This is a genomic window from Vallitalea maricola (genome assembly GCF_036985595.1).
GTDB lineage: Bacteria > Bacillota > Clostridia > Lachnospirales > Vallitaleaceae > Vallitalea > Vallitalea maricola.
Genome location: NZ_BTPU01000023.1, coordinates 39337 through 65465 on the forward strand (window position 1 = coordinate 39337; position 26129 = coordinate 65465).

Here is a 26129-nt window from a genome sequence, read left to right on the forward strand (position 1 = left end):
TAATGGCAAATGGTAAAAATATATAAAATAGGTAAGGAAATAAAAGGATATTTGTTATATTTATATTATTTTAATGTTAGTGACAAAAAAATGCTAAGGAAAATGTATAAAATTTGTTGTTGACATAGAGGAAAATATAAATTATAATACAGAGTATGGAACATGTTTCATAAGTGGTTGTTAAAAATATAGGCATAATATGGAGCATGTTAAATGGTGTATAATTTTTTTTAGGCTTAGTGGAACAAGTTCCACATTCTCCACATTCTCCTATAAGGATAGCTTATATAATTATTGTTATCTATCATGCCAAATTTAGGAGAATGCATTATTGTTTTTGGTAATACTAATCTTGAACAACTATTATATCGGCGGAAAATTGTTGGTAAAATGTTTATTATTAATAAAGTATATATTCCAAGGACTCATTTTATATAAAAATGTGAGGAGGTATTATGCATGAGTAATAATATATTAGAATTAAAAAAAATAACAAAAGTATATCCTAATGGCGTTGTTGCAAATAAAGATATAGAATTTGATTTAAAAGAAGGGGAAATACATGCGATTGTTGGAGAAAACGGAGCAGGTAAATCCACTTTAATGAAAATTTTATTTGGAATGGAACAACCTAGTGATGGTGAAATAATATTTAAAGGTAGTAAAACAACTATTGATAATCCTGAAAAGGCAATAGAAATGGGAATTGGAATGGTACATCAGCATTTTATGTTAGTACCCTCTTTTACTGTTATGCAAAATTTATTGCTTGGTATGGAGCCGAAAAAACGTATATTCATTGACAAAGTTAAAGCAAAAAAAATAACAGAAGAATTATCAAACAGATATGACTTGCATGTTGACCCAAATTCCAAAGTGAAAAATCTAACTGTAGGTATGAAACAAAAAGTAGAAATTCTAAAAGCACTAGTGCGTGGTGCTAAGATACTAATACTTGACGAACCCACAGCAGTTTTGACACCTCAGGAGACAGTTGAATTATTTGCACAACTGAAAAAATTAAGAACTGAAGGCCATACTATTATTTTCATTTCTCATAAACTAAAGGAAGTAAAAGAAATTAGTGATAGAATTACCATTGTGAGAAAAGGAAAGTCTGAAGGCATATTTAACACGTCAGATGTAACAGAAAAAGATATATCAAGATTAATGGTTGGTAGAGATGTTGTACTAAAGTATGATAAAAAAACTGCTAAATATGGAGAAACTGTACTTTCAGTAAAAAATCTTAATTATTCTCAACAAAATAAGAAAATTCTTAATAACATAAATTTTAGTCTAAGAAAAGGTGAAATTCTAGGAATTGCAGGTGTAGAAGGTAATGGGCAAAGCCAATTAATAAGGTTAATTACAGGTAATATGGCAATGCAGACAGAAAATTCAGGAGAAATTAAAATTAAAGGCGATATAATAAATGATTTGAGTATTCTTAATATAAGAAAAAAGGGATTGTCATATATTCCAGAGGACAGAATGACAACAGGGATAGCAGGTGAAGGTAACATAAAGGAAAATGTTATTGGAAATAGAGTTGTTTCAGGGGAATTTGAAAAGAAATTTTTACTAAATACTAAAAACATGGATGAACTTAGTGATAATTTAATAGAGAAGTTTTTAGTTAAATGTTCTAATCGGTTTACTAAAATTAAATCATTATCAGGTGGAAATATTCAAAAAGTAGTAGTGGCAAGAGAATGTTCTATTAAACCAGAAATTTTAATCGCAGAACAACCTTCAAGGGGTGTTGATGTTGGAGCGATAGAATTTATTCACCATCAGCTATTAGATATGAGAGATAATCAAACAGGAATATTATTAGTGTCTGCAGACTTAAATGAAGTTATAGAGTTAAGTGATAATATTTTAGTTATGTATGAAGGTGAAATAGTAGCATATTTTGATGATACAAAATCGATAACCGAAGAAGAATTAGGATTATGTATGCTGGGAATTAAAAAACATTCAGAAGATAGAATAAGGAGGGCAGTCAATGGTTAGTGAAAAAAGATTTGAAGTACTAAGAACTTTAATGGCTGTAATAATTGCTCTGGCATTAGCCTTTGTAATTGTAATTTTTGTAAGTGATGAACCTATTGAAACATTAAAGGTGTTTTTATTAGGGCCATTTAAATCAAAAAGATATATGGGAAATGTAATAGAACTTTTTATACCCTTAGCATTTGCTGGGCTTGCTACATCTGTCTTTTTTCAGGCTGAGTTATTTAATTTAGGTTCAGAAGGGATTTATTATATTAGTGGAATAGTAGCAACAATAGTAGCTTTGAAATTTATTGATGGAGGCTTTATGCAAGGATTTTTAGCTATTGCTGTAGCAGCTCTAGTTGGGATGGTATTAGGTGTTATTCCTGGAATATTAAAAGCTAAATGGGATGCTAACGTATTGGTTACTTCTTTGATGTTTAACAGTATATATTTTGGTATAGGTTTCTATATTTTAAATTACTATTTAAGAGATCCTATTCTAACTGAGGTAGCTTCTTATAGATTTGCTGAAACAACAGTTCTTGCCAATTTAGTACCTGGTACAAGAATACATATAGGGTTAATTATTGTTTTAATGATGGCTCTTTTGGTATATTTGTTTTTTTATAAAACAAAATGGGGATATTCATTAAGAATGACTGGTATAAACAGCGTATTTTCTAAGTATATTGGAATCAAAACATTCTGGATTATTATTATTGCACATCTTATTGCTGGATTTATTGCAGGAATGGGTGGCGCTGTAGAAGTTTTAGGTATGTATAACAGATTTAGATGGACTGCATTACCAGGGCTTGGTTTTGATGGTGCATTAGTGGCAATGCTAGGAAAAAACAAACCTTTTGGAACCCTGGGGGCGGCATTATTTCTAGCTTATATTAGAATTAGTGCGGATCTAATGGCAAGATTAACAAATGTACCGGCAGAAATGGTTGCTATTATCCAAGCGGTAATAATTTTACTTATTTCAGGGGAAAGATTTTTATTCTATTGGAGACAAAGAATGCTTTTAAAGGAGGCTAAGTAATATGGATACAATTCTGGATATGATTTTTTCTACGGATTTTGCTTTTTCTATGATAAGAGTTACAACACCTATATTATTAGCTACATTAGGAGCATTAATATCAGATAGAGCAGGAATTGTTAATATTGGGCTTGAAGGGATAATGATAATGGCTGCTCTTTCAGGAGTATTGTTTAGCACACTTTCTCAAAGCGCTCTTATAGGGTTTATGGGAGCTGTCTTGATTGGTATTTTGATTTCAGCAATAATGGCTTATTTTGTACTAAAGTTTAAGACACATATTATATTAGGTGGTATTGCTATAAATTTATTTGCAAGTGGTGGTTCAGTATTTATATTATATTTAGTAACAGGAGACAAAGGTACATCAGTATCATTGGCAAGTAAGGTAATGCCAAATATAAGTATACCTATTCTAAGAGATATACCTATTATTGGAGATATATTATCAGGACATAATGTAATTACTTATTTAGCTATACTTTCTGTAATAATCGTATATTTAATGCTAAATAAAACTTCATTAGGAATGAAAATAAGGGCAGTAGGAGAAAATTTTCATGCTGCAGAATCAGTTGGTATTAATGTAAATAAAATTCAATTCCTTGCATTATGTTTGAGCGGACTCTTTACAGGAATGGGAGGAGCTTTCTTATCAATGGGATATGTTTCATGGTTCTCACGAAATATGTCTGCTGGTAGAGGATGGATAGCATTAGCAGCTGAAGCAATGGGAAGAGGTACAACAATTGGGTCAACTTTAACTTCCCTTCTATTTGGTTTCGCAGATGCTTTTGCAAACTCACTACAGGTATTGAATATTCCGGCAGAATTGGTATCAACTATTCCATATGTGTTTACTGTTGTGGGACTTTGTATATATGCAATTATAGCTACTAAAAATAAGGGTAATAGAGGTGTCTAACATGAGAAGAATAATAATAGATTGTGACCCTGGACATGATGATGCAATTGCAATCTGTCTGGCGTTAGCTCATAAAAAACAATTAAAAATAGAGGCAGTTACTACTGTAGCTGGAAATCAAACAGTGGAAAAAATTACAAATAATGCACTTAAAATTCTAGATTTTCTAGGAGAAGATATTGATGTTGCAAGAGGTGTTTCTGAACCCCTTGTAAGAGAATTAGAGATAGCTATGGATAATGCACATGGGGATTCTGGAATGGATGGTCCAATATTGCCTAATTCTATGAAAAAAGTATTAAAAACTAATGCTATAGAGCATATGGCAAAAATTATTAGAAATTCTAATGAAAAAATAACACTTGTTGCAATTGGTCCACTTACGAATATTGCATTATTAATCAAAACTTTTCCTGATGTGAAAGATAAGATTGAAGAAATATCCTTGATGGGAGGAGGAATTTTTAATGGAAATGCTACATCAGCAGCAGAATTTAATATATATGTTGACCCTGAAGCAGCTAAAATAGTATACGAATCTGGAATACCAATTATAATGAGTGGGCTAGATGTTACTAATAAAGCTTATATATTAAAAGAAGAATATCAACAAATAAGGAATAACGGTAAAGTCTCAAACTTTGTAGCAGAGTTATTAGATTTTTATTCTAAATACGGAGAACTTCATGGATATACTGGTAATGCTATGCACGATGCTTGTGCAGTCGCATACTTGCTACAACCCGAATTATTTGCATATAAAGATTATCATGTAGATATTATAACAGGAGATGGAGCAAGAGGAAAAACTTTGGCTGATACTAGACCTAGACCTCTAAAAGAGCCAAATGCAAAAGTACTATTAGATATAAATAGAGAAAAATTTGTTAAGCTTTTATTTGAAGCATTCGAAAAATTGGATGAAATAGTATAAGAATATCAAGGCTGCTGATGGATAACAAAAAAGAATAAAAAACTTTAAAATTATAGGAGGAGAATCATGAGGAAAAAAAATATTATATTAACTGTTATTATGCTTTTAAGTATTATGTTAAGCGGGTGTGGTACTGACACTCAAGGTGATAAAAAGACAGAAGATCCGTTAAAAGCTATCTTACTTATTCCAGGTGAACTGGGAGATAAATCATTTTATGATTCAGCAAATAATGGAATGAAACTAATTGAAGAAAAGTTTGGAGCTAAAACAAAAGTTGTTGAAATGAGTACTGATTTTACAAAATGGGAACCAAATTTTTTAGATGCAATTGAAGGTGACTGGGATCTTATTATTTCTGGCGGATCAGCTACAGAGATGATGAATGAAATCGCAGTTCAGTATCCAGATGAAAGATTCATTAATTTTGATGCTTCTGTAGAGGGAGAAGTAGAAAATGTATATTCTATATTGTATGGTGCAAATGAATTATCATTTTTAGCAGGAGTTTGTGCAGCACTGGTAACAGAATCAGATATGGAACTTGCAAATGAAGAACCCATAATAGGTTTCATAGGTGGTATGGATATACCAGGAATTAATGACTTTTTAGTTGGATACATTGAAGGTGCTCAGTTTATTGATGAAGACATAAAAGTAATTGTTTCATACGCAGGTAGTTTTACTGACCCTGCTAAAGGAAAAGAATTATCATTAATTCAATATAAACAAGCAGCAGATATTAGTTTTAATGTTGCTGGAGGAACTGGATTGGGAGTTATTGATGCTGCAAAAGAAGGAAATAAATATGCTATTGGAGTAGATTCTGATCAAGCATTGTTATTTGCTGAAACAGATAAAGAAAAAGCTAGTCACATTGTTACATCAGCTATTAAGAGAATTGATAATTCTATTTTAAGAGCAGTAACAAAATATGTAGATGGAACTTTAGAATTTGGAACATATGAAACACTAGGTGTTACTGAAGGTGGAGTAGGGCTTGCAAAAAATGAATATTATAATGATTTGTTAAGCGATGAAATGAAAGCAACAATAGAAAATGTTGAATCCAAGTTGAATGAAGGTGAAATAACAGTAAAAAGTGCATTAGGTATGAGCACAGAAGAAATAAATGAGATGAGAAATTCGGTAAAACCTAAAAATGAAAATAATTAGTATATAAAAACAATGCCAGGATTTTTAACCAATCACTATTAAGGTTAAAAAAATACTGGCATGTTTTTATTATAAGATTCACTAAAAATTATAATATTATCAGGTTATATGGATAAAATATTTAGCAAGATAGGCAAGAAGCTGGAGGTGTAATTTAATGAATTTACAATTGTTTCCAAAAATAGATTTGCATTATCATTTAGATGGAAGTGTAAGTCCAGTTACATTAATAGAAATAGCACTACAGGAAAATATTCAACTTCCTACAATGAACGTAGATAAATTAAGAGAATATGTACAGGTTGAAGAAGAGTGTAGAAATCTTGCTGAATATTTAACTAAATTTGAAATATCAAAAAAATGTATGCAATCACCTAGGGCATTAAAACAAGTTGCTTATAAAGCAATTGAGGATGTATCAAAACAAAATGTTAGGTATATTGAAGTTAGATTTGCACCGTATCTACATACTGAACAAGGATTAAGAATTGATGAAGTAGTATCAAATGTCTTGAGTGGGTTAAAAGAAGGAGAAAATGACTTTGCTACTATGGCAAGAGCAATACTAATTTGTATGAGAAACGATTCAGTGGAAAAAAATATTGAAATAATAGAGGTTGCTGCTAAGTTTTTAGATAAAGGTGTAGTTGGCGTTGATTTGGCAGGAGATGAAGCAAATTTTCCACCTGATTTAAATAAAGATGCCTTTAATTTAGCAAAAAAATATAATATACCTATCACAATCCATGCAGGTGAAGCAGCAGGTTCAGAAAATATCTATGATGCAGTAGTTAATTTGGGAGCAAAAAGAATAGGTCATGGTATAAGACTTAAGGAAGATCCTCATTTAGTAGAACTTATTAAAGAAAAAAAAATCACGTTAGAATTATGTCCTACGAGTAATGTGCAAACAAAAGCTGTAGATTCATGGGAAAGTCATCCTATTAAGTATTATTTTGATAAAGGTATTTTGGTAACAGTAAATACAGATAATACGACTGTCTCCAATACTAATATTACAAATGAATATAGAATATTAGTTGAACGTTATGGTTTTATTTTAGATGAATTAAAGGAAATAACATTTAATTCTCTTAATGCTGCTTTTATAAATAATAATGACAAACAAAAATTAAAAAAAATATTAGAAAAAGAATATAAAATAATTGGTTTATAATAAAAGAAGTATTAGGGTGGAGTTTTCATCTTAATGTAACATAATTACAAAAGACTGAAAACTAAAGGATATATTTTTGAATATTATAAAAAGGTTAATGAAATAATAAAAGTAGGTATGTAAGAGATTATCATCCATATCTATCACTAAAAAAATAATGAAGGAGACATTAAAATGGAACATAAACAAGACGACAGAAGAGATAATGTAGATAGAATTCAATACAATATTGATAAAACAATACAAAATATTCATTTGGCTGATGAAATGATTGAAGAGACAGATGATGAAAAAATGAAAAAAACATTAGAAGAAAAAAATAGAAGAAGAGAAGAATCATTAAACAGTATGAGAAATGAAATAGAGGATGAAGCAAAAGATAAGAAAGATGGATATAGATAAAATTGTTAGATGACCCCCTCAAGGGGTCTTTTTTTCTTATAGGAAAGTTGCTTGGATTTTACAGAATAAAAATTTGTTCTTGCTATTATTATTATTAATGTTATAATAAAAAAGAAAAAACAACAATAAAAAAGGGTGGGAATAGGTGGTTTTATGTTAGCAATTGATAGAAGAAAAACAATATTAGAGATAATTAATAAGGAAGAAAGTGTAAAAGTATTAGACCTCAGCAAACAATTTAATGTTACACTTGAGACAATAAGAAGAGACCTTGAAAAACTAGAAAACGAAGGCTACATAACAAGAAGTTATGGTGGAGCTGTACTTAATAAAAGCACTAATGAAGACATATCCATTAACATAAGAGAAGCAACTAATAAAGAAGACAAAAATCTAATAGGAAAAGCAGTGGCTGATTTAATTCAAGATGGAGATACCATTATGATGGATTCCAGTACAACTGCTTTATATGTTGCAAAATACCTAAAAGGTAAAAAGATTACTATAATAACTAATGCATTGAAAATACCTATGGTTTTAGCAGGTGATTCTAACATTAATGTTATATCAACGGGTGGAACACTAAAAAGCACTTCCTTATCATTTGTGGGACACTGGGCAGAATCAGCGATTGAAAAATACTATGTAAATAAGACAATAATCAGCTGTAAAGCAATTAACATTGAACATGGAATTATGGAACCCCATCAATTGGAAACAGAAGTAAAGAAAAAGATGATAAAAACTTCTGAACAGGTGATATTAGCTGTTGACAGCAGTAAATTTGATAAAAAATCATTTATCAAAGCTTATAATCTTGATAAGATTGATATTATTGTTACTGACAAAGAATTATCCAATAAATGGGTTGAAACTTTACATGATAATAAAGTTGATATAATAAAAGTGGGTGAAGGGATAGATTAATAATCACTTATCTACTTCAGATATAACAAAACAAATAGAAACCAACAAGAAAACAGTGCAAATATATAAATTTTGTACTGTTTTTTTGTTGCAAAGATACTTGACTAATGTTGGTTATTCTGTTATTATTATATTAAACAAAGATAATAAAAGAAAAACAAACAAGAACAAAGAACTTTTAAATATATTATTAGGAGGAATAATAATGATAGGTGAATACGAAATAAAGAAACAAATATGTGAAATTGGTAAGAGAATCTATGATAGAGGTATGGTTGCAGCTAATGACGGTAATATTAGTGTAAAAATATCTGATAATGAATTTTTATGTACACCAACAGGTACAAGTAAAGGATTTATGACACCAGACATGATTTGTAAAGTTGATATTGATGGTAATGTTCTTCAAGCTAACAAAGGATTAAAACCATCTTCAGAGATTAAAATGCATCTTAGAGTATACAAACAAAGACCAGATGTAAAATCTGTTGTTCATGCGCATCCAATGTACGCTACTGGTTTTGCCATTGCTGGTATTCCATTAACACAACCAATCATGCCAGAAGCAGTTATTTCATTAGGTTGTGTACCAATTGCTGAATATGGAACACCTTCAACTGATGAAATCCCAGATGCGGTAGAAAAATTCTTACAAAACTATGATGCAGTATTATTAGCTAATCATGGGGCACTAAGTTATGGAGACAGTTTAATAACTGCTTATTACAAAATGGAATCATTAGAGTTCTATGCACAATTATTATATATATCTAAGCAACTTGGCGGACCACAAGAATTATCAGATACTCAAGTTCAAACATTATATGATCTAAGAAGTAAATTTAATCTATCAGGAAAACATCCTGCTAATCTTTGTAAGACAGGTGGAAGCAGCTGTAGTCCAGTTAAAGAAGAAAAAGCACAAGTAAGTGATAATGATGTAAGTGCAATCGTTGCTGAAGTAACTAAGAGAGTTATAGAGCAATTAAAATAATATTTCTCTTGAGGAGAGATTAAGTATGAAGCGTTCAAAAAGATTTGAAATACTTGACAAAAGACCTATTAATCAAGATGGATATATCAATGAATGGCCAGAAAAAGGGTTTATTGCTATGAATAGTCCTCTTGATCCAAAACCATCTGTAGAGGTTAGAAGTAATACTATAACCAAGATGGATGGAAAATCAAGAGAAGAATTCGATTTCATTGATCAGTTTATTGCAGACTACGCAATTGATATAGAGCTGACAGAACAAATGATGGCAATGGATTCCTTGGATATAGCTAGGAAATTAGTTGATATACATATAAAAAGAGAAGAAATAATAAAAATCATCTCAGGGTTAACTCCTGCCAAGATATGTGAAGTCGTTGGACATCTTAATGTAGTAGAGATGATGATGGCAATGCAGAAGATGAGAGCAAGAAAGTTACCTGCAAACCAAGCACATATAACCAATCTCAAAGATAATCCTGTACAGATAGCGGCTGATGCGGCAGAAGGAGCACTTAGAGGATTCGCAGAAGAAGAAACAACAGTAGCAGTAGCCAGATATGCACCTTTTAATGCAATAGCATTGTTGATTGGTGCCCAAGTAGGCAGGAAAGGTGTACTAACCCAATGTGCTGTTGAAGAAGCTATTGAACTTGACCTTGGAATAAGAGGGTTAACTACTTATGCTGAAACCATATCGGTATACGGAACAGAATCCGTATTTATTGATGGTGATGATACTCCTTATTCAAAAGCGTTTTTAGCATCCGCTTATGCATCAAGAGGATTGAAAATGAGATTTACCTCTGGTACTGGTTCAGAAGTGTTGATGGGTAATGCAGAAAGTAAATCAATGCTATATCTTGAAACAAGATGTATTCTAGTTACAAAAGGTGCTGGTGTTCAGGGATTACAAAACGGTTCTGTTAGTTGTATTGGTATTCCAGCGTCTGTACCATCAGGAATTAGGGCTGTACTTGCTGAGAACTTGATTGCTGCAATGCTTGATTTGGAAGTAGCATCTTCTAACGATCAAAGTTTTACTCATTCTGACCAAAGAAGAACAGCAAGAACAATGATGCAATTCCTACCTGGAACTGATTTTATATTTTCTGGTTATAGTGGAACACCTAATTACGATAATATGTTTGCTGGTTCCAATTTCGATGCAGAAGATTTTGATGATTATAATGTACTTCAGCGAGATCTGAAAATTGATGGTGGACTTAGACCAGTAAAAGAAGAAGATGTTATTGATACAAGAAGAAAAGCTGCAAAAGCTTTACAAGGTGTATTTAGAGAGCTAAAACTTCCTGATATCAGCGATGAAGAAGTGGAAGCGGCGGCTTATGCTCATGGTAGTAAAGATATGCCTGAGAGAGACATATTAGCTGATCTTGCAGCTATTGATGATATGATGAACAAAGGTATAACAGGACTTGATATTGTAAAAGCACTACATAACGCTTCATATATAGATGTAGCTGACAGTTTGTTGAATATGTTGAAACAGAGGATAACAGGTGATTACTTACATACCTCTGCAATATTGGATGATGAATTTAATGTTATAAGTGCTGTCAATATGGAAAATGATTATATGGGTCCTGGTACTGGATATAGAGTATCAGGTAAAAGATGGCAGGAAATAAAGGATATTCCACATATTATTAATCTTGATGATCTATAAAGGTGGTGAAATAGTGGAATTAACTAATGAGCTTATTGAACAGATTACCAGATTAGTTGTAAAAGAGCTTAACAAGAAAGCTACTATAATCAATAAAGAGAATGTAGATAACAAGCAATATGATTCTATTTTTAGGGATATAAAGAAATCTGAACGTGGAATGAATAGAAAAGAAGTGGTAATAGGTATTGGACCCGCTTTTGGAAGTGTAATCAAAAAGACCATCAATGAATTGGAACATGTAAGAGTCATTAAGGAAATCATGGCTGGGATTGAAGAAGAAGGAATGTTGCCTAGAGTAATCAGAGTCAATAAAACTTCGGATGTAGCTTTCATAGGTAAAGAGGCGGCTAACATGTCTGGTTCAGGAGTATCAATAGGAATTCAGTCAAAAGGAACAGCCATAATACACCAAAGAGACCTATATCCCCTTACTAATTTAGAATTGTTCCCACAAGCACCACTTTTAACTTTGGATATATATAGGCAGATAGGAAAAAATGCTGCAAGATATGCAAAAGGAGTACAGGTCAAACCTATTGAAAGTAAAAATGATTTTACTGTGCGTGCAAAGTATCAGGTAAAAGCGGCATTAATGCATACTAGAGAAACTGAATTTGTAGTAACTGCTAAAAACTCTGTGGATATTGGGTTGATCTAAAAGTTTTGTGATGGGGAAAGGAATGAAAGTCATGGTAAAATACCCCTTGCCTAAGGATAAAGTAAGAAGTTATACAGGTAAAAAATTGGATAGTATCAATATGGAGAGTGTTCTAGATGGGATTGTTACGCCAGAGGATATAAAGATATCTAAAGAAACCTTGAAGATGCAAGGTGAAATAGCTTATAGTTCCGGGAAAAAACAACTTCAGCAGAACTTTAATAGAGCCAGTGAGCTGACTAAGGTTGAGGATGAGTTGATACTTGAGATATATGATAAGTTAAGACCTAACAGGGCTACAAAAGATGAATTGTTAGACTATGCAAATACTCTGGAAAATAAATATTCGGCTGTAATGTGTGCTGATTTTATTAGGGATGCGGTTAAGGTTTATGAGCGTAGAGGGATATTGAAAAAACAGTGATGGTTTGGATTTGTGGATAGGAGTCAGGGTAAAGTGTTACAATCACTTGCCTTACTCTGAGAAGCGATCGGTCTGCGTGATTGTAACACTTTACCCTTCTGTATTGCAAGAAATAGTTGTATGAGAAATATATTAATATTTATGAATAGGTGATTTTGATGAAGTATATTGCGGGGGTTGATATTGGTAATTCAACAACTGAGGTATGTATTGGTTTGATAAATGATAAAGGGATGCTTAAGTTTTTAGCTAGTGCTAATGTAGAGACTACTGGTACTAAGGGTACTCCTAGTAATGTGGAGGGGATTAAGAATGCCTTGGTCATAGCTATGGATAGGGTGCATAAAAAGATGGATGACCTGTCTGTTATAAGAATTAATGAAGCGGCTCCAGTTATCGGCGATACTGCTATGGAAACAATTACAGAAACAATTATCACAGAGTCAACTATGATAGGTCATAATCCTGATACACCAGCAGGTGCAGGGATAGGGACAGGGTATATTTATCCTGTGGAAGAGATTGATAAGCTGCCACGTAATAGGTCATATATATGTTTGGTATCAAATGATATGGGGTATGAGCAGGCGGCGGAGAAGATCAATAGATTGATGGAAGTTTATGAAATAAGTGCAGTTGTAGTTCAGGAAGATGAAGCGGTACTTATTTATAATAGATTGAATAAGAAGATTCCCATAGTGGATGAAGTTAAGTACATTGATAAAATTGAGATAGGTATGAAAGCCGCTGTTGAGGTGGCACCTGAGGGACATACCATTACTAGGTTATCCAATCCTTATGGTATAGCTTCAATATTTCAGTTGAATGCAGAAGAAACTAGACATATTGTCCCTATTGCCAAGAGTTTTGTTGGAAGCAGGTCAGCTATATTCATTAGAACACCGAAAGGGTCTGTAAAGGAGCAATCAATAAAAGCTGGTGAGCTGACTATACATGGTGAGGAATCGGAAGAAAAAGTCAAAGTGGATTTAGGTGCTGATGAGATAATGAAGTCTTGCAATAAGGCGGCACCAATTGTTGATATAGATGGAGAATCAGGTACTAATATAGGAATTATGATAGATGGAATCAAGAAGAATATGCATGAGTTAACAGGTCAAGAAGGTACTGTTAAGATACAGGATATTCTAGCGGTGGATACGTTGATTCCAGTAGATGTCAAAGGGGCTTTGGCTGGAGAAGTTTCTATGGAAAATGCTGTAGGGATTGCGGCTATGGTTAAGACAGAACATCTGCCTATGGAAAAGATAGCTCGTAGATTACAAGATGAAACAGGTGTATACGTTAAGATAGCTGGTGTTGAAGCTGTTATGGCATCATTAGGTGCATGGACTACTCCTGGTACTGAATTGCCTTTAGCTATTCTTGATCTTGGTGGAGGTTCAACAGATGCAGCTATATTAGATGAAAATGGACTAGTAAAATCTGTGCATCTTGCAGGAGCAGGACAATTGATTACTCTATTGATTAATACTGAATTAGGACTTAATGATTTGGCTTTATGTGAACATATTAAAAGGAATCCTCTTGCAAAAGTAGAGAGTTTATTTCATATAAGGATGGAAAACAAGGAAATCAAGTTTTTTGATAAACCATTGTCTCCAAAGCTGTTTGGTAAAGTAGTGGTAATGGATGAAGAAAAGATGATTCCTATCAATAGTAATATAACTATGGAAAAGATTGTGGATATAAGAAAATCAATAAAGAAAAAAGTATTTGTGCAGAATGCAATACGTGCATTAACTCAGATAGCGCCTAATAATCAGATTAGAAATATACCTAATATAGTATTGGTTGGAGGAAGTGCATTGGATTTTGAGATACCTGATTTGATTCTTAATGAATTATCTAAATATAAGATTGTTTCCGGTAGAGGAAATATCAGAAATTGCGAAGGACCAAGAAATGCAGTAGCTACAGGGTTGTTGATGTCTTATAAGGGTCAGGGTAAAGTGGTGATTTGATGGAGCATAGAAGACCAGAGATACATGTGTGTTATTCTAGACAAAATAAAGAGTATGTAAAAGATATATTGGCTGGTATAGAAGAAGAGGGATTGTTTAGTTATTCCTATGAAACGAAGGACTGTGATTCTATAACAAGTGCTTATGAGGCTTCGGAAAGTTCGTTGTTAGGTGTTGGGATAAGTGTTGTACAGAGTCATATAGTTTTGCATGTTAGTAATCTTAAGGTGGATGAGCCGCTTCTGAAGATTAATATAGCTGATAGGTCTAGATTTAGAGTATTTGGTAACAATGCTGCTAGATATGTAAAAGGAATGCCTTTTAAATTATAGATTTTGATACTTTTTATTTTGTGATGAAAGGAAAATCGATATGAAAAACAGTAATCATGTGTTTACAAAAAGTGGAGATGGTGGATATACAAGATTATATGATGGTACATCTGTGGATAAAGATAATATTTTCATAGATACCAATGGTAATTTTGATGAACTAACGTCCTATATTGGTCTTGTAAAAGCTGGTTTAGATGATGTAACGATAATAGAGCAGTTAGAAAAAATACAGAATAGACTTATTGCTTTGATGGGTATTATAGCTGGACTTGAAGATAGAGAAACTGGATTAGCAGAAGAGTTGAATTCCTTGGAAAAATGGATTGTTGAATATGAGGGTAAATATCCTAAGCAAAAGAAATTCATTCTACCAGGAAAAACTAGATTATCGGCTCAGATTGATGTTGCAAGGACAATTTGCAGACGTGCTGAGAGAGGTTTAGTGAAGTCTTATAGAGAGAGACAGTTGGATAAAGATTATCTGAAATATGTTAACAGGTTGTCAGATTATCTATATGTATTAGCAAGATATCAGGAGTTTAATCAGGTGATTATGGAAAAAGTTAAGGATGTACTAGGTAGCATTTCAAGTAAAGTAAGAGTTTCAGAAAAAGGTATTAATCTAGAACAGGCTAAAGAGCTTATAGAGAGAGTTAAGGACAGGGCTAAAGAGATAGATTTGAATGTTGTAATAGCTGTAGTCAATAAAGAAGGTAATCCTATTGCAGTCAATGTGATGGATGATGCGTATATAGCAAGTTATGATATTGCTCTTAATAAAGCTTTTACTTCTGTAAGTTTGAAGATGAGCACACATGAACTTAGTAAGTTAGCACAGCCTAATGGTCCTTTATATGGTATTCAAGATACTAATAATGGCAGGATTGTTATATTTGGTGGAGGAACTTTGTTGTTACATGATGGTGAGATCATTGGTGGTCTTGGTGTTAGTGGAGGAAGTGCTGAGGAAGATACCATGCTAGCTGATTATGGAGCTTCAGTAATATAAGTTGGATTGGAAATATTTGAACTTATTGAAAGTTTTATAGATAGCTAAGTTCAATATATATAGAGCAAGATGTATAGAAATATAAGACATTATAAGATACTTAAAATAAGGAAGGAGTGTGGATTAAGTGGTAAACAACGTTGATATTGAGTCTATTGTCAAGAGTGTTATTGCTAATATGAGTAACACGGGTACCACACAGGAAAGCAGCAATTCTTCATATGGTATTTTTGAGAATATGGAAGATGCTATCAATGCTAGTATCAAGACTCAAAGAAAAGTTAGACAATTACCTCTTGAATTTAGAGAAAAGATTATAGCGAACATAAGAAAAAAGACCATGGAGAATGCTGAGACAATGGCAGAGATGGGTGTAAAAGAAACTGGAATGGGTCGTGTTGGCGACAAAATATTAAAGCACAAATTAGTTGCTGAAAAAACACCTGGAACTGAGGATATTAAAACTGTTGCTTGGTCAGGAGATAGAGGACTTACTTTGGTTGAACAAGGACCATTTGGTGTTATAGGAGCAATTACTCCATCTACTAATTCAAGTGAAACTGTTATATGTAATACCATAGGAATGCTTTCAGGTGGTAATACAGTAGTATTCAATCCACATCCAGGAGCCATAGGAGTTTCTAATTATGCGGTGGAATTAGTTAATAAAGCATCTGTGGAAGTTGGGGGACCTAATTATATAGCATGTTCCGTTAAGAAACCAACTCTTCAAAGTGCAGATATTATGTTTAAGCATAAAAGTATTGGACTTCTAGTTGCAACAGGAGGACCTGGAGTAGTGACAGCAGTTTTATCATCTGGTAAGAGAGCTATTGGAGCTGGAGCAGGTAATCCACCAGTAGTTGTTGATGAAACAGCTGATATCAAAAAAGCGGCTTATGACATATTTAACGGAGCAACTTTTGATAATAACTTACCATGTATAGCAGAAAAAGAAGTCGTAGTAGTGGAAGAGGTTGCAGATGAGTTGATTTATTACATGGAAGAAGCTGGAAGCTATAAGATTGAAGGCGATGAAATTGATAGATTGACTAATACAGTATTAATTGATAAAAACGGTAAGACTGTTCTTAATAGACAATATGTAGGAAAAGATGCTAGATATATACTTGATGCTATTGGAATTACAGTAGATGAAAATATCAAGTGTATCATATTTGAAGCAGATGAAAATCACCCATTGGTAATAGAAGAGCTTATGATGCCAATTCTTGGAATTGTAAGAGTAAGTGATGTAGATAAGGCTATTGATTTAGCAGTTGAGCTTGAACATGGTAATAGACATTCGGCTCATATGCATTCTAAGAATGTTGATAACCTAACTAAATATGGAAAATTGATTGATACAGCAATTTTCGTAAAGAATGCACCTTCATATGCAGCATTAGGATTCGGTGGAGAAGGATATTGTACATTTACAATAGCAAGTAGAACAGGTGAAGGACTTACTTCAGCAAGTTCATTTACCAAGAAAAGAAGATGCGTCATGGCAGAGAGTTTATGTATTAGATAAAAAATATTAAGAGAGGAGTTATTAGAAGATGGAAATAAATAATATTGATATTGAATCCATTGTTAAACAGGTAATAAGTGAAGTGGCTGGTAATGATAAAGGAACAAAAGTAGAAACTACTGCAACTAAATCAGTTATACCAAAAACAGCCAAAGTAGCTATGTTAACAAGTAAGAAAAACATTGAAGTGAAAGAATTTGAAATACCTAATATCAGTGATGATGAAATGCTTATTAGAGTAGAAGGTTGTGGTATCTGTGGTACTGATGTACATGAATACAAGAATGATCCATTCTCATTGATACCAGTTGTTTTAGGACATGAGGGAACTGGCGAAATAGTTAAGATTGGTAAAAATATTAGCAGAGATACTGTAGGTAATCCTATAGGAATTGGGGATAAAATTGTGACATGTACAATTCCTTGTGGAGAATGTGATAATTGCCTTACAATGCCTGATAGAGACAACCTATGTGAGAATTCAGGTATCTACGGACTTATTCCTGATGATGATAAGAAATTCAATGGATGGTTCGGTGAATATTTGATTATAAGAAATGGTTCTACATATTTTAAAGTAAATGATATGGATTTGAAGACAAGAATGCTTATTGAACCAGCAGCAGTTGCAGTTCATGCAGTAGAAAGAGCTAAGACAACAGGATTACTTTCATTTAATAGTAAAGTGCTTATTCAAGGTTGTGGACCTATCGGTTTGATGGTAATGGCTGTCATCCGTACTATGGGTGTTGAAAACATAATAGCAGTTGATGGAGATACTAAACGTCTTGATATGGCAAAAAGATTAGGTGCAAAACACACAGTTAATTTCAGACATTATAAAGATAGTGAACAATTGAAACTCAGAATAAAAGAGATTACTGGAATGGGTGCAGATTTTGCTTTCCAATGTACTGGTGTACCACAAGCGGCAGCTAACATATGGAGTTTTGTTAAACGTGGTGGAGGTTTATGTGAAGTTGGATTCTTCGTAGACAATGGTAATTGTTCAATCAACCCTCACTTTGATATATGTAACAAAGAAATCACTGCAGTAGGTTCATGGGTATATAAAGTATCAGATTATCCAATTACTCTAGATTTCTTGAGAAGAGCAAAAGGAATTGATTTACCGATTACAGATCTTATTACACATGAATATCCACTTGATAAACTTAATGAAGCAATGGATACCAATATGAAACAAGCTGGAATCAAGATAGCTTATGTCAATAAGTAAGATGACTCTTAGTAATATGAAAGGAATGTTTCTATGAATCAAGCAGTAGGACTTATAGAAGTTTTTGGATTAGTTGCAGGTTTTGTAGCAGCTGACGCAGCATGCAAAGCTGGTAATGTTACTATACAGTCATTTGATAAGAATAAACCTCTAAATGCTGATAAACTACCTGTTCCATTGTTGGTATGTTTGAAAATCCGTGGTGGAATTGATGATGTAAAAGCGGCATTGGAAGCTGCTGAAGAAGCAGCCAATAATCTTACTGGTGTATATTCAAAACATATGATAGCTAGACCAACTGAGGAAACAGAAAAAATGTTAGGACTTAATTGTCTAAAAGGTTAGATTGATTTAATAAGTAAACAAGAATATTAATCATAGAAAATAATAAATCAAAAACAAGGAGGAAATTATTATGCAAGAAGCATTAGGTATGGTAGAAACAAGAGGATTGGTAGCAGCTATTGAAGCGGCTGACGCAATGGTAAAGGCAGCAGATGTTGTTTTAATAGGAACTGAGAAGATTGGTTCAGGACTTGTAAGTGTTATGGTAAGAGGAGATGTAGGAGCAGTTAAGGCAGCTACAGAAGTTGGTTCATCTGCAGCATCAAGATTAGGTGAATTAGTGGCAGTTCATGTAATACCAAGACCACATACAGACATTGAAAAAATACTACCAAGTATTAATTAATTTTGATTGATAACCCAGTCAAATATATCGGACTTGAGGGACCCACAAATTGGTTATGGTGTCAAAAGTATAATTTTAATTATATAGGGTAAGATTGCTTTTGACACTATGACATAAATTCAAGTTTGATATATAGAAAGGAAGAAAAATAGTGAAGGCTTTAGGCTTAGTTGAAATATCAGGATTAGTGCCTGCAATAAATGCATTAGATGGTATGTTGAAAACTGCTGATGTAGAATTTGTGACATGGGAAAAGAAATTAGGTGGAAGGCTTGTAACTATTATTGTGACAGGAACAGTCTCATCTGTCTCAGAAGCTGTTGACTATGTGGCAAATATGAAAGATATCAAGTTGGCAGCTCATGCAGTTATTCCCAGTCCTCATGAAGAATTGGATAAATTGATTAAAATGAGTACTGAGAAATATAAATACTTGAATGGTGGTGAATAAGCCAGAAGTTATGGAAAATGAAGAAAAAGTTGTAGATAAAACAGTAGTCATGGAAGAGGAAAAGTTAGTAGACAAACCTGAAGAAAAGAAAGACAAGAAACCAGAAGAAAAGAAAACAAAGAATACTCGTAAGACAAGAAATACTAAGAAAAAATCAGCTACAAAAGAAACTATTACTGAAGAAATAAAATCTGAGAATATTATTAAAACCAATAAGGAGGAAATTAGAATGGAAGCTTTAGGAATGATAGAAACAAGAGGTTTAGTAGCAGCAATCGAGGCAGCAGATGCAATGGTGAAAGCAGCTAATGTTACATTAATAGGAACTGAAAAAATCGGTTCAGGACTTGTAAGTGTTATGGTAAGAGGAGATGTAGGAGCAGTTAAAGCTGCAACTGAAACAGGTTCACAGGCAGCATCAAGATTAGGAGAATTAGTAGCAGTTCATGTAATACCAAGACCACATGGTGATGTAAGTAAAATTTTACCAAGCATAAAATAGTCTTAGGTATAAATTTTAATATCTGACAGAACTTGAATGATAGACTTGAGTTATACGTAAAACTTTCATAGGTTTTAAGAAAGTGAAAGGAATTGATGTAGCGTGGATCAATCAGCATTAGTTGATTTAATATCAAAAAAAGTGTTAGAACAAATTAACCAGACAAAGGGTGGTATTCCAGTAGGTGTGTCCGCTAGACATGTACATCTAAGCAGAGAAGATGTTGATAGACTATTTGGAAAAGGTTATGAGCTGACACCTATTAAAGAGTTGATGGGTGGTCAATATGCAGCAAAAGAAACAGTAACGATTGTCGGAACGAAACTTAGACCTATTGAGAATGTTAGAGTACTTGGACCTATTCGTCCAAAGACTCAGGTTGAAGTATCTAAAACTGATGCTGTGAGACTTGGACTCAATCCTCCTGTAAAACCTTCTGGTGAACTTGATAATGCGGCACCAATTACCATAGTTGGACCTAAGGGTGCCATATCATTAGATAATGCCTGTATTATAGCTATGAGACATATACATATGTCACCTAAGGATGCTGTAGATTATTGTGTAAAAGATAAACAAATTGTAAAAGTGAGAGTATCTAGTGACAGAGGTGGTATGTTGACTAACGTATTAGTTCGTGTTCATGATACATACACATTGCAGATGCATATTGATACTGACGAGGCAAATGCACTTAGTATCAAGTGTAATGATAGCGTTGAAATTGTATAAATAATATAATTTTCTAAGGAAATGACAGTGTACAATGTTATTTCCTTAGAAAAAAATGAGTCAGGGGTATAGTGTTATAATCACTTGCCTTACTCTGAGAAGCGATCGGTAGTTAGAGTATGATAAATAGTCATAAGTAGGTGAATATAAAATGATAGTTGGTAAGGTAATAGGTACATTGGTTTCAACTAGAAAATTGAATAATCTGGTTGGAAGCAAATTTTTGATTATTGAGAGTGCATCTAATATGGGGACAGACAAGAGAATAGTTGCGGTAGATCAAGTTGGTGCAGGTATCGGTGATTATGTTCTAGTGGCATTGGGAAGTGCTGCAAGGATAGGGGCAACAAGAGAGGCATCTATTGATGCGGCAGTCGTTGGAATAATTGATGATGAAAACGATATAATAGATAAACTATGATTGGATCAAGGAAAATATGTTGAATTTATTGAAATGAATTAGATGTTTAAGTTCAATATATATAGATATTATTGAAGTACTGAGGTGGTAATAATGGATTATGCTCTAGGTATGGTTGAATTTAAGAATATTGCCATGGGTATAACTGTAACGGATTTGATGGTAAAAGCTGCAAATGTTAGTATTGTAAAGTCGTTGATAACATGTCCCGGAAAGTATATGGTCATTATACGCGGTAAATTAAGTGCAGTGAATGCGGCTATTGATAAGAGTAAAGAGTATGAAGAACTTATGTCAGATTATTTTATATTAGGTAATCCCCATGAGAGTATTTTTAATGCATTTGATGGTAAATACGAAATAAATAAAGATGAAGCAATGGGTATTATAGAAACTTCTAATGTGCCATGCCTTATTGAAGCTACCGATATGATAGCTAAGACAGCAAGGTGTTACATATTGAAGATAAAGATGGCAAGAGAACTTGGCGGAAAAGCATTAGTATTATTTGCAGGTGAAGTAGCTGCTGTTGAAGCATCTTCAAAAGCTGCAATAAGATATGTAACTGAAAAAGACAAATTGATTAGTCATTCAATAATAGCAAGTCCTGATCCTATGATATGGGATGCTATCATTAAATAATATATAGGTATGTAGTCACTGGATTAGTTCAGTGGCTTTTTTTATTTGGTAGACTCACAAATCGGTTTATGTTAATAATATATAAATTCTTGCTCATTGAAGACATTCTAAAATTCTAGTGTTTTATATAAAATATGGGTAACAAATATTTTATGAAAGCAGGGATGTATATGTTAAAATGCAAGGCGGATTATGAAGCTGATATAGCTAAAAGCAGAGATGATAGGATGAAATGGTGGAGAGATGCAAGATTCGGTATGTTTATCCATTATGGGCTTTATTCACAATTAGGAAGAAATGAATGGGCTATGGCATTAGAAAATTATGATATAAAAGAGTATGAAAAGTTAGCTGAGACTTTTAAACCAAAAGAAGGTACTATTCGTAAGTGGGCTGAACTTGCTAAAAAAGCAGGAATGAAATACATGGTATTGACAACAAGACATCATGAAGGTTTCAGTTTATGGGATTCTAAAGTAAATCCTTATAACTCAGTAAATTATGGACCAAAGAGAGATTTGGTAAAAGAATTCGTAGATGCTTGTAGAGAGTTTGACCTTAAAATAGGTTTTTATTCTTCACTTATGGATTGGCATCACGAAGATAGCTGGAAATGTGCTTTTGATAGAGAAGCACGTATTCGTTTTACAAACTATATAAAAGAGCTTAATAGAGAGCTAATGACCAACTATGGTAAGATAGATATTCTATGGTATGATGTACCACGTCCTATGGAATCGCCAGAAGGCTGGAATTCTCTTGAACTTAACCAAATGGTACGTGAATTACAACCACATATCATCATAAATGACAGAAGCTTATTACCTGAAGACTTTGGTACACCAGAAGAACATCTAACACCGGGTGAAAAAGATTGGGAAGCTTGTATGACTTTTAATGGCATAAGCTGGGGATATATAGATTCTGAACAAGCAAAACCTTATAGCTATACACCTCAACAAATCATAAGAATGATTCAAAAAGTAACTGCTTTTGGAGGCAATCTTTTACTAAATGTAGGACCAAAACCAGATGGAACTATTCCAGAAGAGGTAATTGAACCATTAACCAAGGTTGGTATTTGGCTCCAAGAGAACGGTAAAGCTGTATATGGGCAAAAAGATAAAATAGGTAATACGAATGTTTGTGGAATATGTAGCGTGACCAGTGAAGATAATATCTTATATGTATGGGATATAATATGGCCTTCCAATAATAGTCTAGTGATTGCTGGTATATGCAATGCCCAGTTAAAAGAAGTAAGATTATTGAAAGATGATACACCAGTTGATTTCATACAAAACGGTCATAGAATCATTCTTAAGAACTTACCTGACACTAATCCAAACCAATCAGTTGGAATACCTGTTTTCAAATTAGACTTTGATAAAAAGCCTAAGTGCAATCGAGCTAGCTACTATCCTCAATTAAATATGGGCCAGACTTTCCTATAAAGTATAAAATAATAGCAAGGGCTGTATCTCATAATGTAATTATGGGAAAGCCCTTATTTAGTATTTTAAAAGTATAAATTAGTGTTCAAATAATTAGCACTACTGATAATGTAATCTCCTATACATCAGAATTAAGCAAATCAGTATTATTGAAATGCTGACGATACTCCGATGGTGAATAACCTACATATTGTTTGAATGCCTTAGAAAAATGATAAACATTAGCATACCCAACCCTCTCACCAATCTCTGATATACTCAAATAAGAAGATAAAAGCAAGAACTCAGCTTGTTTCATCCTAAGTCTTAGAATATATTTCATAGGAGATATACCCAAAGAAGCCTTGAAAAACCTTATAAAATGACCAGGATGAAAATTAAGTTTTTCAGCCAGTATTTGATTGCTAAGAGGCTTTGATATATTTTTTTCAATATAATGAAGTATAAAAGAAATTTTTTCATTAAAACATAAAGTAGGGACATCACAGTCACTATCCTTGTTACCTTCTCTAATATATAATGCAATCAATTCAATTAATAATGACTTTATCATAAGTAAAGCAGGTAAATCCTCATGGTCGTAATAACCCAAAAGTTTCTTATATAATTTAATAACATGATGATAATCTTCAACAGCAACTACATAAGGTAATTGAATATAATCAAACAAATTACTATCACCAATTTTTGCATCAAAATGACACCAGTATTTTAAATATGTATTATCATTTATTGTACCAAACGAAACCTTTTTACCCGCCGGTAATAATATTAAATCTCCACTTGTTGGAAAGTACTTCTTACCATCTATCTCAACAAATCCTTCACCATCACATATATAATAAAAACGATTAAATTCCTGTTTGGAAATCACCTCTCCCCAAGTTGGTGACACCTTAGTATAACTCATTATACGCAAATTGACTTTTACATCAGCAAGTAAAGACTCGTTCATTATAACTCCACCTTATATTTGATTAACGTTTATTCCATTCTCTTTTAATTATAACATAGAAAATATACTATTTTGCAAAAACCACGTCAGAACAAAACATTTTTTCTGACTGACTTGTAATTAAGTTGCATTATAATAAAGTTTTCCCACCAAAAAATTAATTTAATTAGGAATATTTAAATTAATAATTATATAAACTATTTGATGTTGTAATAACATATAATATGATTTAAAATGCAGTTACCAAAACTTATTGATTTAGGGGGATGCTATATGTTTAAAAATTTAAATGATGTAAAAAATTATTGTAGAGAAAATGATATTAAAGTCATCGACTTTAAAGTTATTGATTTAGCCGGAAAATGGCATCATCTAACCATTCCAGCAACAAGATTTACTGAAAAGACTCTTGAAGATGGTATTGGTTTTGATGGTTCAAGCTATGGTTTTCTAACAGTTGAAAAATCAGATATGGTATTTATTCCAGATTTAAGCAGTGCATTTGTAGATCCTTTTAATGAAGTACCTGCATTAACCATGATTGGTAATATCTATTCTATAGGAGATAAGATAGAAAGGTTTGAAGGAGATCCAAGATATGTTGCCGAAAAAACAGAAAAATATATGATAGAAACAGGCATTGCAGACAAAACTTTATATGGACCTGAATTTGAATTTTATATTCTAGACCATATATCATATAAAACCACTCCTAACCATATGGAAGTTTATCTAGATTCTGAACAAGCAGATTGGAATATGGGGAATAAAGACACTAAGAATCTAGGATTTAAAGTTGGTCATCATAATGGTTACCACGTGGATATTCCTAATGACGTTAGTTACAATCTTAGAAATAAGATGGTATTAACTCTAGAAGAATTAGGCGTACCAGTGAAATATCATCATACAGAAGTAGGAGGACCTGGTCAATTAGAAATAGAATTGAGTTTTAGTGGTTTGCTGGAAATGGCTGACCGAACTATGTTAACTAAATATGTTTTGAAAAACGAAGCAATCAGAAATGGTAAAACAGTAACTTTTATGCCTAAGCCAATATTTGGTGAAGCAGGAAATGGCATGCACGTACATTTTCAATTATTCAAAGACTCCAAACCTATCTTCTATGATGAAAATGGATATTCTGGTTTAAGTGATACAGCACTATATGCAATAGGTGGAATACTAAAACATTCACCAGCACTAATGGCATTCACCAATCCAAGTACTAACTCATACAAACGACTTGTACCTGGATATGAGGCACCTGTTAGTATTTGTTTTGCTACAGCTAATAGAAGTTCTGTTATTAGAATTCCAGGTTATGCTAAAAAACCTGATGCTAAGCGTTTTGAATTCAGACCATCTGATGCAACATGTAATCCATACATAGCTTATTCAGCTCTAATGATGGCAATGCTAGATGGAATAATAAATAAGATTGATCCTACTGAAGAAGGTTATGGTCCATACGATATTAACATTTTTAACCTTCCTGAAGAAGAAAAAGCTAAGATAAAAGGATTACCAAAATCTCTTGAGGAAGCAGCAGATGAACTAGAAAAAGACTACGAATTCTTATTAAAGGGCGGAGTATTCACAGAAGGTATAATCAGAGACCAGTTAAAACGTATTAGATGTGACGCATCAAAAGTAAATATTATGCCTAATCCAATCGAATTTGAAATGTATTTTGATTTATAGGTATGAAAAAGATTAGTGATAAATAATTTATTGCTAATCTTTTATTTAAGTATATTATGATTTTAATAAAAAGATAAACATATTAAAAAACGGTAAGCTGTATGGGCTGCTT

At 32.8% G+C, this 26129-nt stretch carries 27 protein-coding genes; 26 read left to right on the top strand and 1 reads right to left on the bottom strand.

The features are described 5' to 3' along the window. Positions 1-459 precede the first annotated feature (459 nt). The 25 genes from AACQ14_RS07425 (at position 460) to AACQ14_RS07545 (ending at position 23358) form a co-directional block, all read left to right on the top strand. The gene (locus tag AACQ14_RS07425) at positions 460-2019 is read left to right on the top strand and encodes an ABC transporter ATP-binding protein (RefSeq protein WP_339362950.1); all 1560 of its coding nucleotides are present in this window, start codon (positions 460-462) and stop codon (positions 2017-2019) included. Beyond that, entirely contained in the window at positions 2012-3052 is a 1041-nt protein-coding gene (locus AACQ14_RS07430) for an ABC transporter permease (RefSeq protein ID WP_339362951.1), read from the top strand. Before AACQ14_RS07425 ends, AACQ14_RS07430 begins: the two co-directional genes overlap by 8 nt. A gap of 1 nt (position 3053) precedes the next feature. Continuing rightward, the gene (locus tag AACQ14_RS07435; protein WP_339362952.1) at positions 3054-3977 is read left to right on the top strand and encodes an ABC transporter permease; all 924 of its coding nucleotides are present in this window, start codon (positions 3054-3056) and stop codon (positions 3975-3977) included. A 1-nt stretch (position 3978) separates the two neighbouring features. Continuing rightward, positions 3979-4911 carry a nucleoside hydrolase gene (locus tag AACQ14_RS07440; protein ID WP_339362953.1) on the top strand — a complete coding sequence of 311 codons (933 nt, stop codon included), beginning with the start codon at positions 3979-3981 and terminating at the stop codon, positions 4909-4911. Between the two features lie 66 nt (positions 4912-4977). Further along, positions 4978-6087 (top strand): BMP family ABC transporter substrate-binding protein, encoded by a 1110-nt coding sequence (locus tag AACQ14_RS07445; RefSeq protein ID WP_339362954.1) that lies wholly within the window; start codon positions 4978-4980, stop codon positions 6085-6087. Positions 6088-6244: 157 nt separating this feature from the next. After that, positions 6245-7264, top strand: coding sequence for an adenosine deaminase (add, locus tag AACQ14_RS07450; RefSeq protein WP_339362955.1), 1020 nt, complete (start codon positions 6245-6247; stop codon positions 7262-7264). Positions 7265-7438: 174 nt separating this feature from the next. Then, a complete protein-coding gene (gene tlp, locus AACQ14_RS07455) occupies positions 7439-7666 on the top strand; it encodes a small acid-soluble spore protein Tlp (RefSeq protein ID WP_339362956.1) in 228 nt (75 codons plus the stop codon). A 153-nt stretch (positions 7667-7819) separates the two neighbouring features. Then, positions 7820-8593: a DeoR/GlpR family DNA-binding transcription regulator gene (locus tag AACQ14_RS07460; protein WP_339362957.1), complete on the top strand. Its 774-nt coding sequence runs from the start codon at positions 7820-7822 to the stop codon at positions 8591-8593. Positions 8594-8798: 205 nt separating this feature from the next. Continuing rightward, entirely contained in the window at positions 8799-9587 is a 789-nt protein-coding gene (locus tag AACQ14_RS07465) for a class II aldolase/adducin family protein (RefSeq protein ID WP_339362958.1), read from the top strand. Positions 9588-9612: 25 nt separating this feature from the next. Continuing rightward, positions 9613-11277 carry a propanediol/glycerol family dehydratase large subunit gene (locus AACQ14_RS07470; RefSeq protein WP_339362959.1) on the top strand — a complete coding sequence of 555 codons (1665 nt, stop codon included), beginning with the start codon at positions 9613-9615 and terminating at the stop codon, positions 11275-11277. A 13-nt stretch (positions 11278-11290) separates the two neighbouring features. Continuing rightward, positions 11291-11938 (top strand): propanediol/glycerol family dehydratase medium subunit, encoded by a 648-nt coding sequence (locus AACQ14_RS07475; RefSeq protein WP_339362960.1) that lies wholly within the window; start codon positions 11291-11293, stop codon positions 11936-11938. A gap of 22 nt (positions 11939-11960) precedes the next feature. Beyond that, positions 11961-12362 carry a diol dehydratase small subunit gene (locus tag AACQ14_RS07480; RefSeq protein ID WP_339362961.1) on the top strand — a complete coding sequence of 134 codons (402 nt, stop codon included), beginning with the start codon at positions 11961-11963 and terminating at the stop codon, positions 12360-12362. Positions 12363-12520: 158 nt separating this feature from the next. Then, complete coding sequence (locus AACQ14_RS07485; RefSeq protein WP_339362962.1) at positions 12521-14347, top strand: diol dehydratase reactivase subunit alpha; 1827 nt, start codon at positions 12521-12523, stop codon at positions 14345-14347. After that, complete coding sequence (locus tag AACQ14_RS07490; RefSeq protein WP_339362963.1) at positions 14347-14679, top strand: glycerol dehydratase reactivase beta/small subunit family protein; 333 nt, start codon at positions 14347-14349, stop codon at positions 14677-14679. The genes AACQ14_RS07485 and AACQ14_RS07490 overlap by 1 nt, the downstream gene beginning before the upstream one ends. A 40-nt stretch (positions 14680-14719) precedes the next feature. Next, positions 14720-15691 carry a cob(I)yrinic acid a,c-diamide adenosyltransferase gene (locus tag AACQ14_RS07495; RefSeq protein WP_339362964.1) on the top strand — a complete coding sequence of 324 codons (972 nt, stop codon included), beginning with the start codon at positions 14720-14722 and terminating at the stop codon, positions 15689-15691. A 127-nt stretch (positions 15692-15818) separates the two neighbouring features. Next, on the top strand, positions 15819-17225 hold the full coding sequence (locus AACQ14_RS07500) for an aldehyde dehydrogenase family protein (RefSeq protein WP_339362965.1): 1407 nt from the start codon (positions 15819-15821) through the stop codon (positions 17223-17225). 28 nt (positions 17226-17253) lie between these two features. Further along, a complete protein-coding gene (locus tag AACQ14_RS07505; RefSeq protein ID WP_339362966.1) occupies positions 17254-18465 on the top strand; it encodes a zinc-dependent alcohol dehydrogenase in 1212 nt (403 codons plus the stop codon). Positions 18466-18498: 33 nt separating this feature from the next. Beyond that, positions 18499-18810, top strand: coding sequence for a BMC domain-containing protein (locus AACQ14_RS07510; protein ID WP_293753498.1), 312 nt, complete (start codon positions 18499-18501; stop codon positions 18808-18810). Between the two features lie 67 nt (positions 18811-18877). Next, positions 18878-19156 (top strand): BMC domain-containing protein, encoded by a 279-nt coding sequence (locus tag AACQ14_RS07515; RefSeq protein WP_113672246.1) that lies wholly within the window; start codon positions 18878-18880, stop codon positions 19154-19156. A gap of 151 nt (positions 19157-19307) precedes the next feature. After that, entirely contained in the window at positions 19308-19607 is a 300-nt protein-coding gene (locus tag AACQ14_RS07520; protein WP_339362967.1) for a BMC domain-containing protein, read from the top strand. Positions 19608-19830: 223 nt separating this feature from the next. Continuing rightward, a complete protein-coding gene (locus AACQ14_RS07525; protein WP_339363030.1) occupies positions 19831-20109 on the top strand; it encodes a BMC domain-containing protein in 279 nt (92 codons plus the stop codon). 102 nt (positions 20110-20211) lie between these two features. Then, a complete protein-coding gene (gene pduL / locus AACQ14_RS07530) occupies positions 20212-20841 on the top strand; it encodes a phosphate propanoyltransferase (RefSeq protein WP_339362968.1) in 630 nt (209 codons plus the stop codon). Positions 20842-20992: 151 nt separating this feature from the next. Further along, positions 20993-21262 (top strand): EutN/CcmL family microcompartment protein, encoded by a 270-nt coding sequence (locus AACQ14_RS07535; RefSeq protein ID WP_339362969.1) that lies wholly within the window; start codon positions 20993-20995, stop codon positions 21260-21262. A gap of 93 nt (positions 21263-21355) precedes the next feature. Continuing rightward, positions 21356-21904 carry a BMC domain-containing protein gene (locus AACQ14_RS07540; RefSeq protein ID WP_339362970.1) on the top strand — a complete coding sequence of 183 codons (549 nt, stop codon included), beginning with the start codon at positions 21356-21358 and terminating at the stop codon, positions 21902-21904. Positions 21905-22038: 134 nt separating this feature from the next. Then, the gene (locus AACQ14_RS07545) at positions 22039-23358 is read left to right on the top strand and encodes an alpha-L-fucosidase (RefSeq protein WP_339362971.1); all 1320 of its coding nucleotides are present in this window, start codon (positions 22039-22041) and stop codon (positions 23356-23358) included. Positions 23359-23476: 118 nt separating this feature from the next. Here the strand turns inward: AACQ14_RS07545 and AACQ14_RS07550 are convergent, their stop codons facing one another. Next, positions 23477-24313 (bottom strand): AraC family transcriptional regulator, encoded by an 837-nt coding sequence (locus tag AACQ14_RS07550; protein WP_339362972.1) that lies wholly within the window; start codon positions 24311-24313, stop codon positions 23477-23479. Between the two features lie 273 nt (positions 24314-24586). On the opposite strand from AACQ14_RS07550, the gene glnA reads away from it, so the two are divergent. Then, positions 24587-26017, top strand: a complete 1431-nt coding sequence (gene glnA / locus AACQ14_RS07555) for a type I glutamate--ammonia ligase (protein WP_339362973.1) — start codon at positions 24587-24589, stop codon at positions 26015-26017. Positions 26018-26129 lie beyond the last annotated feature (112 nt).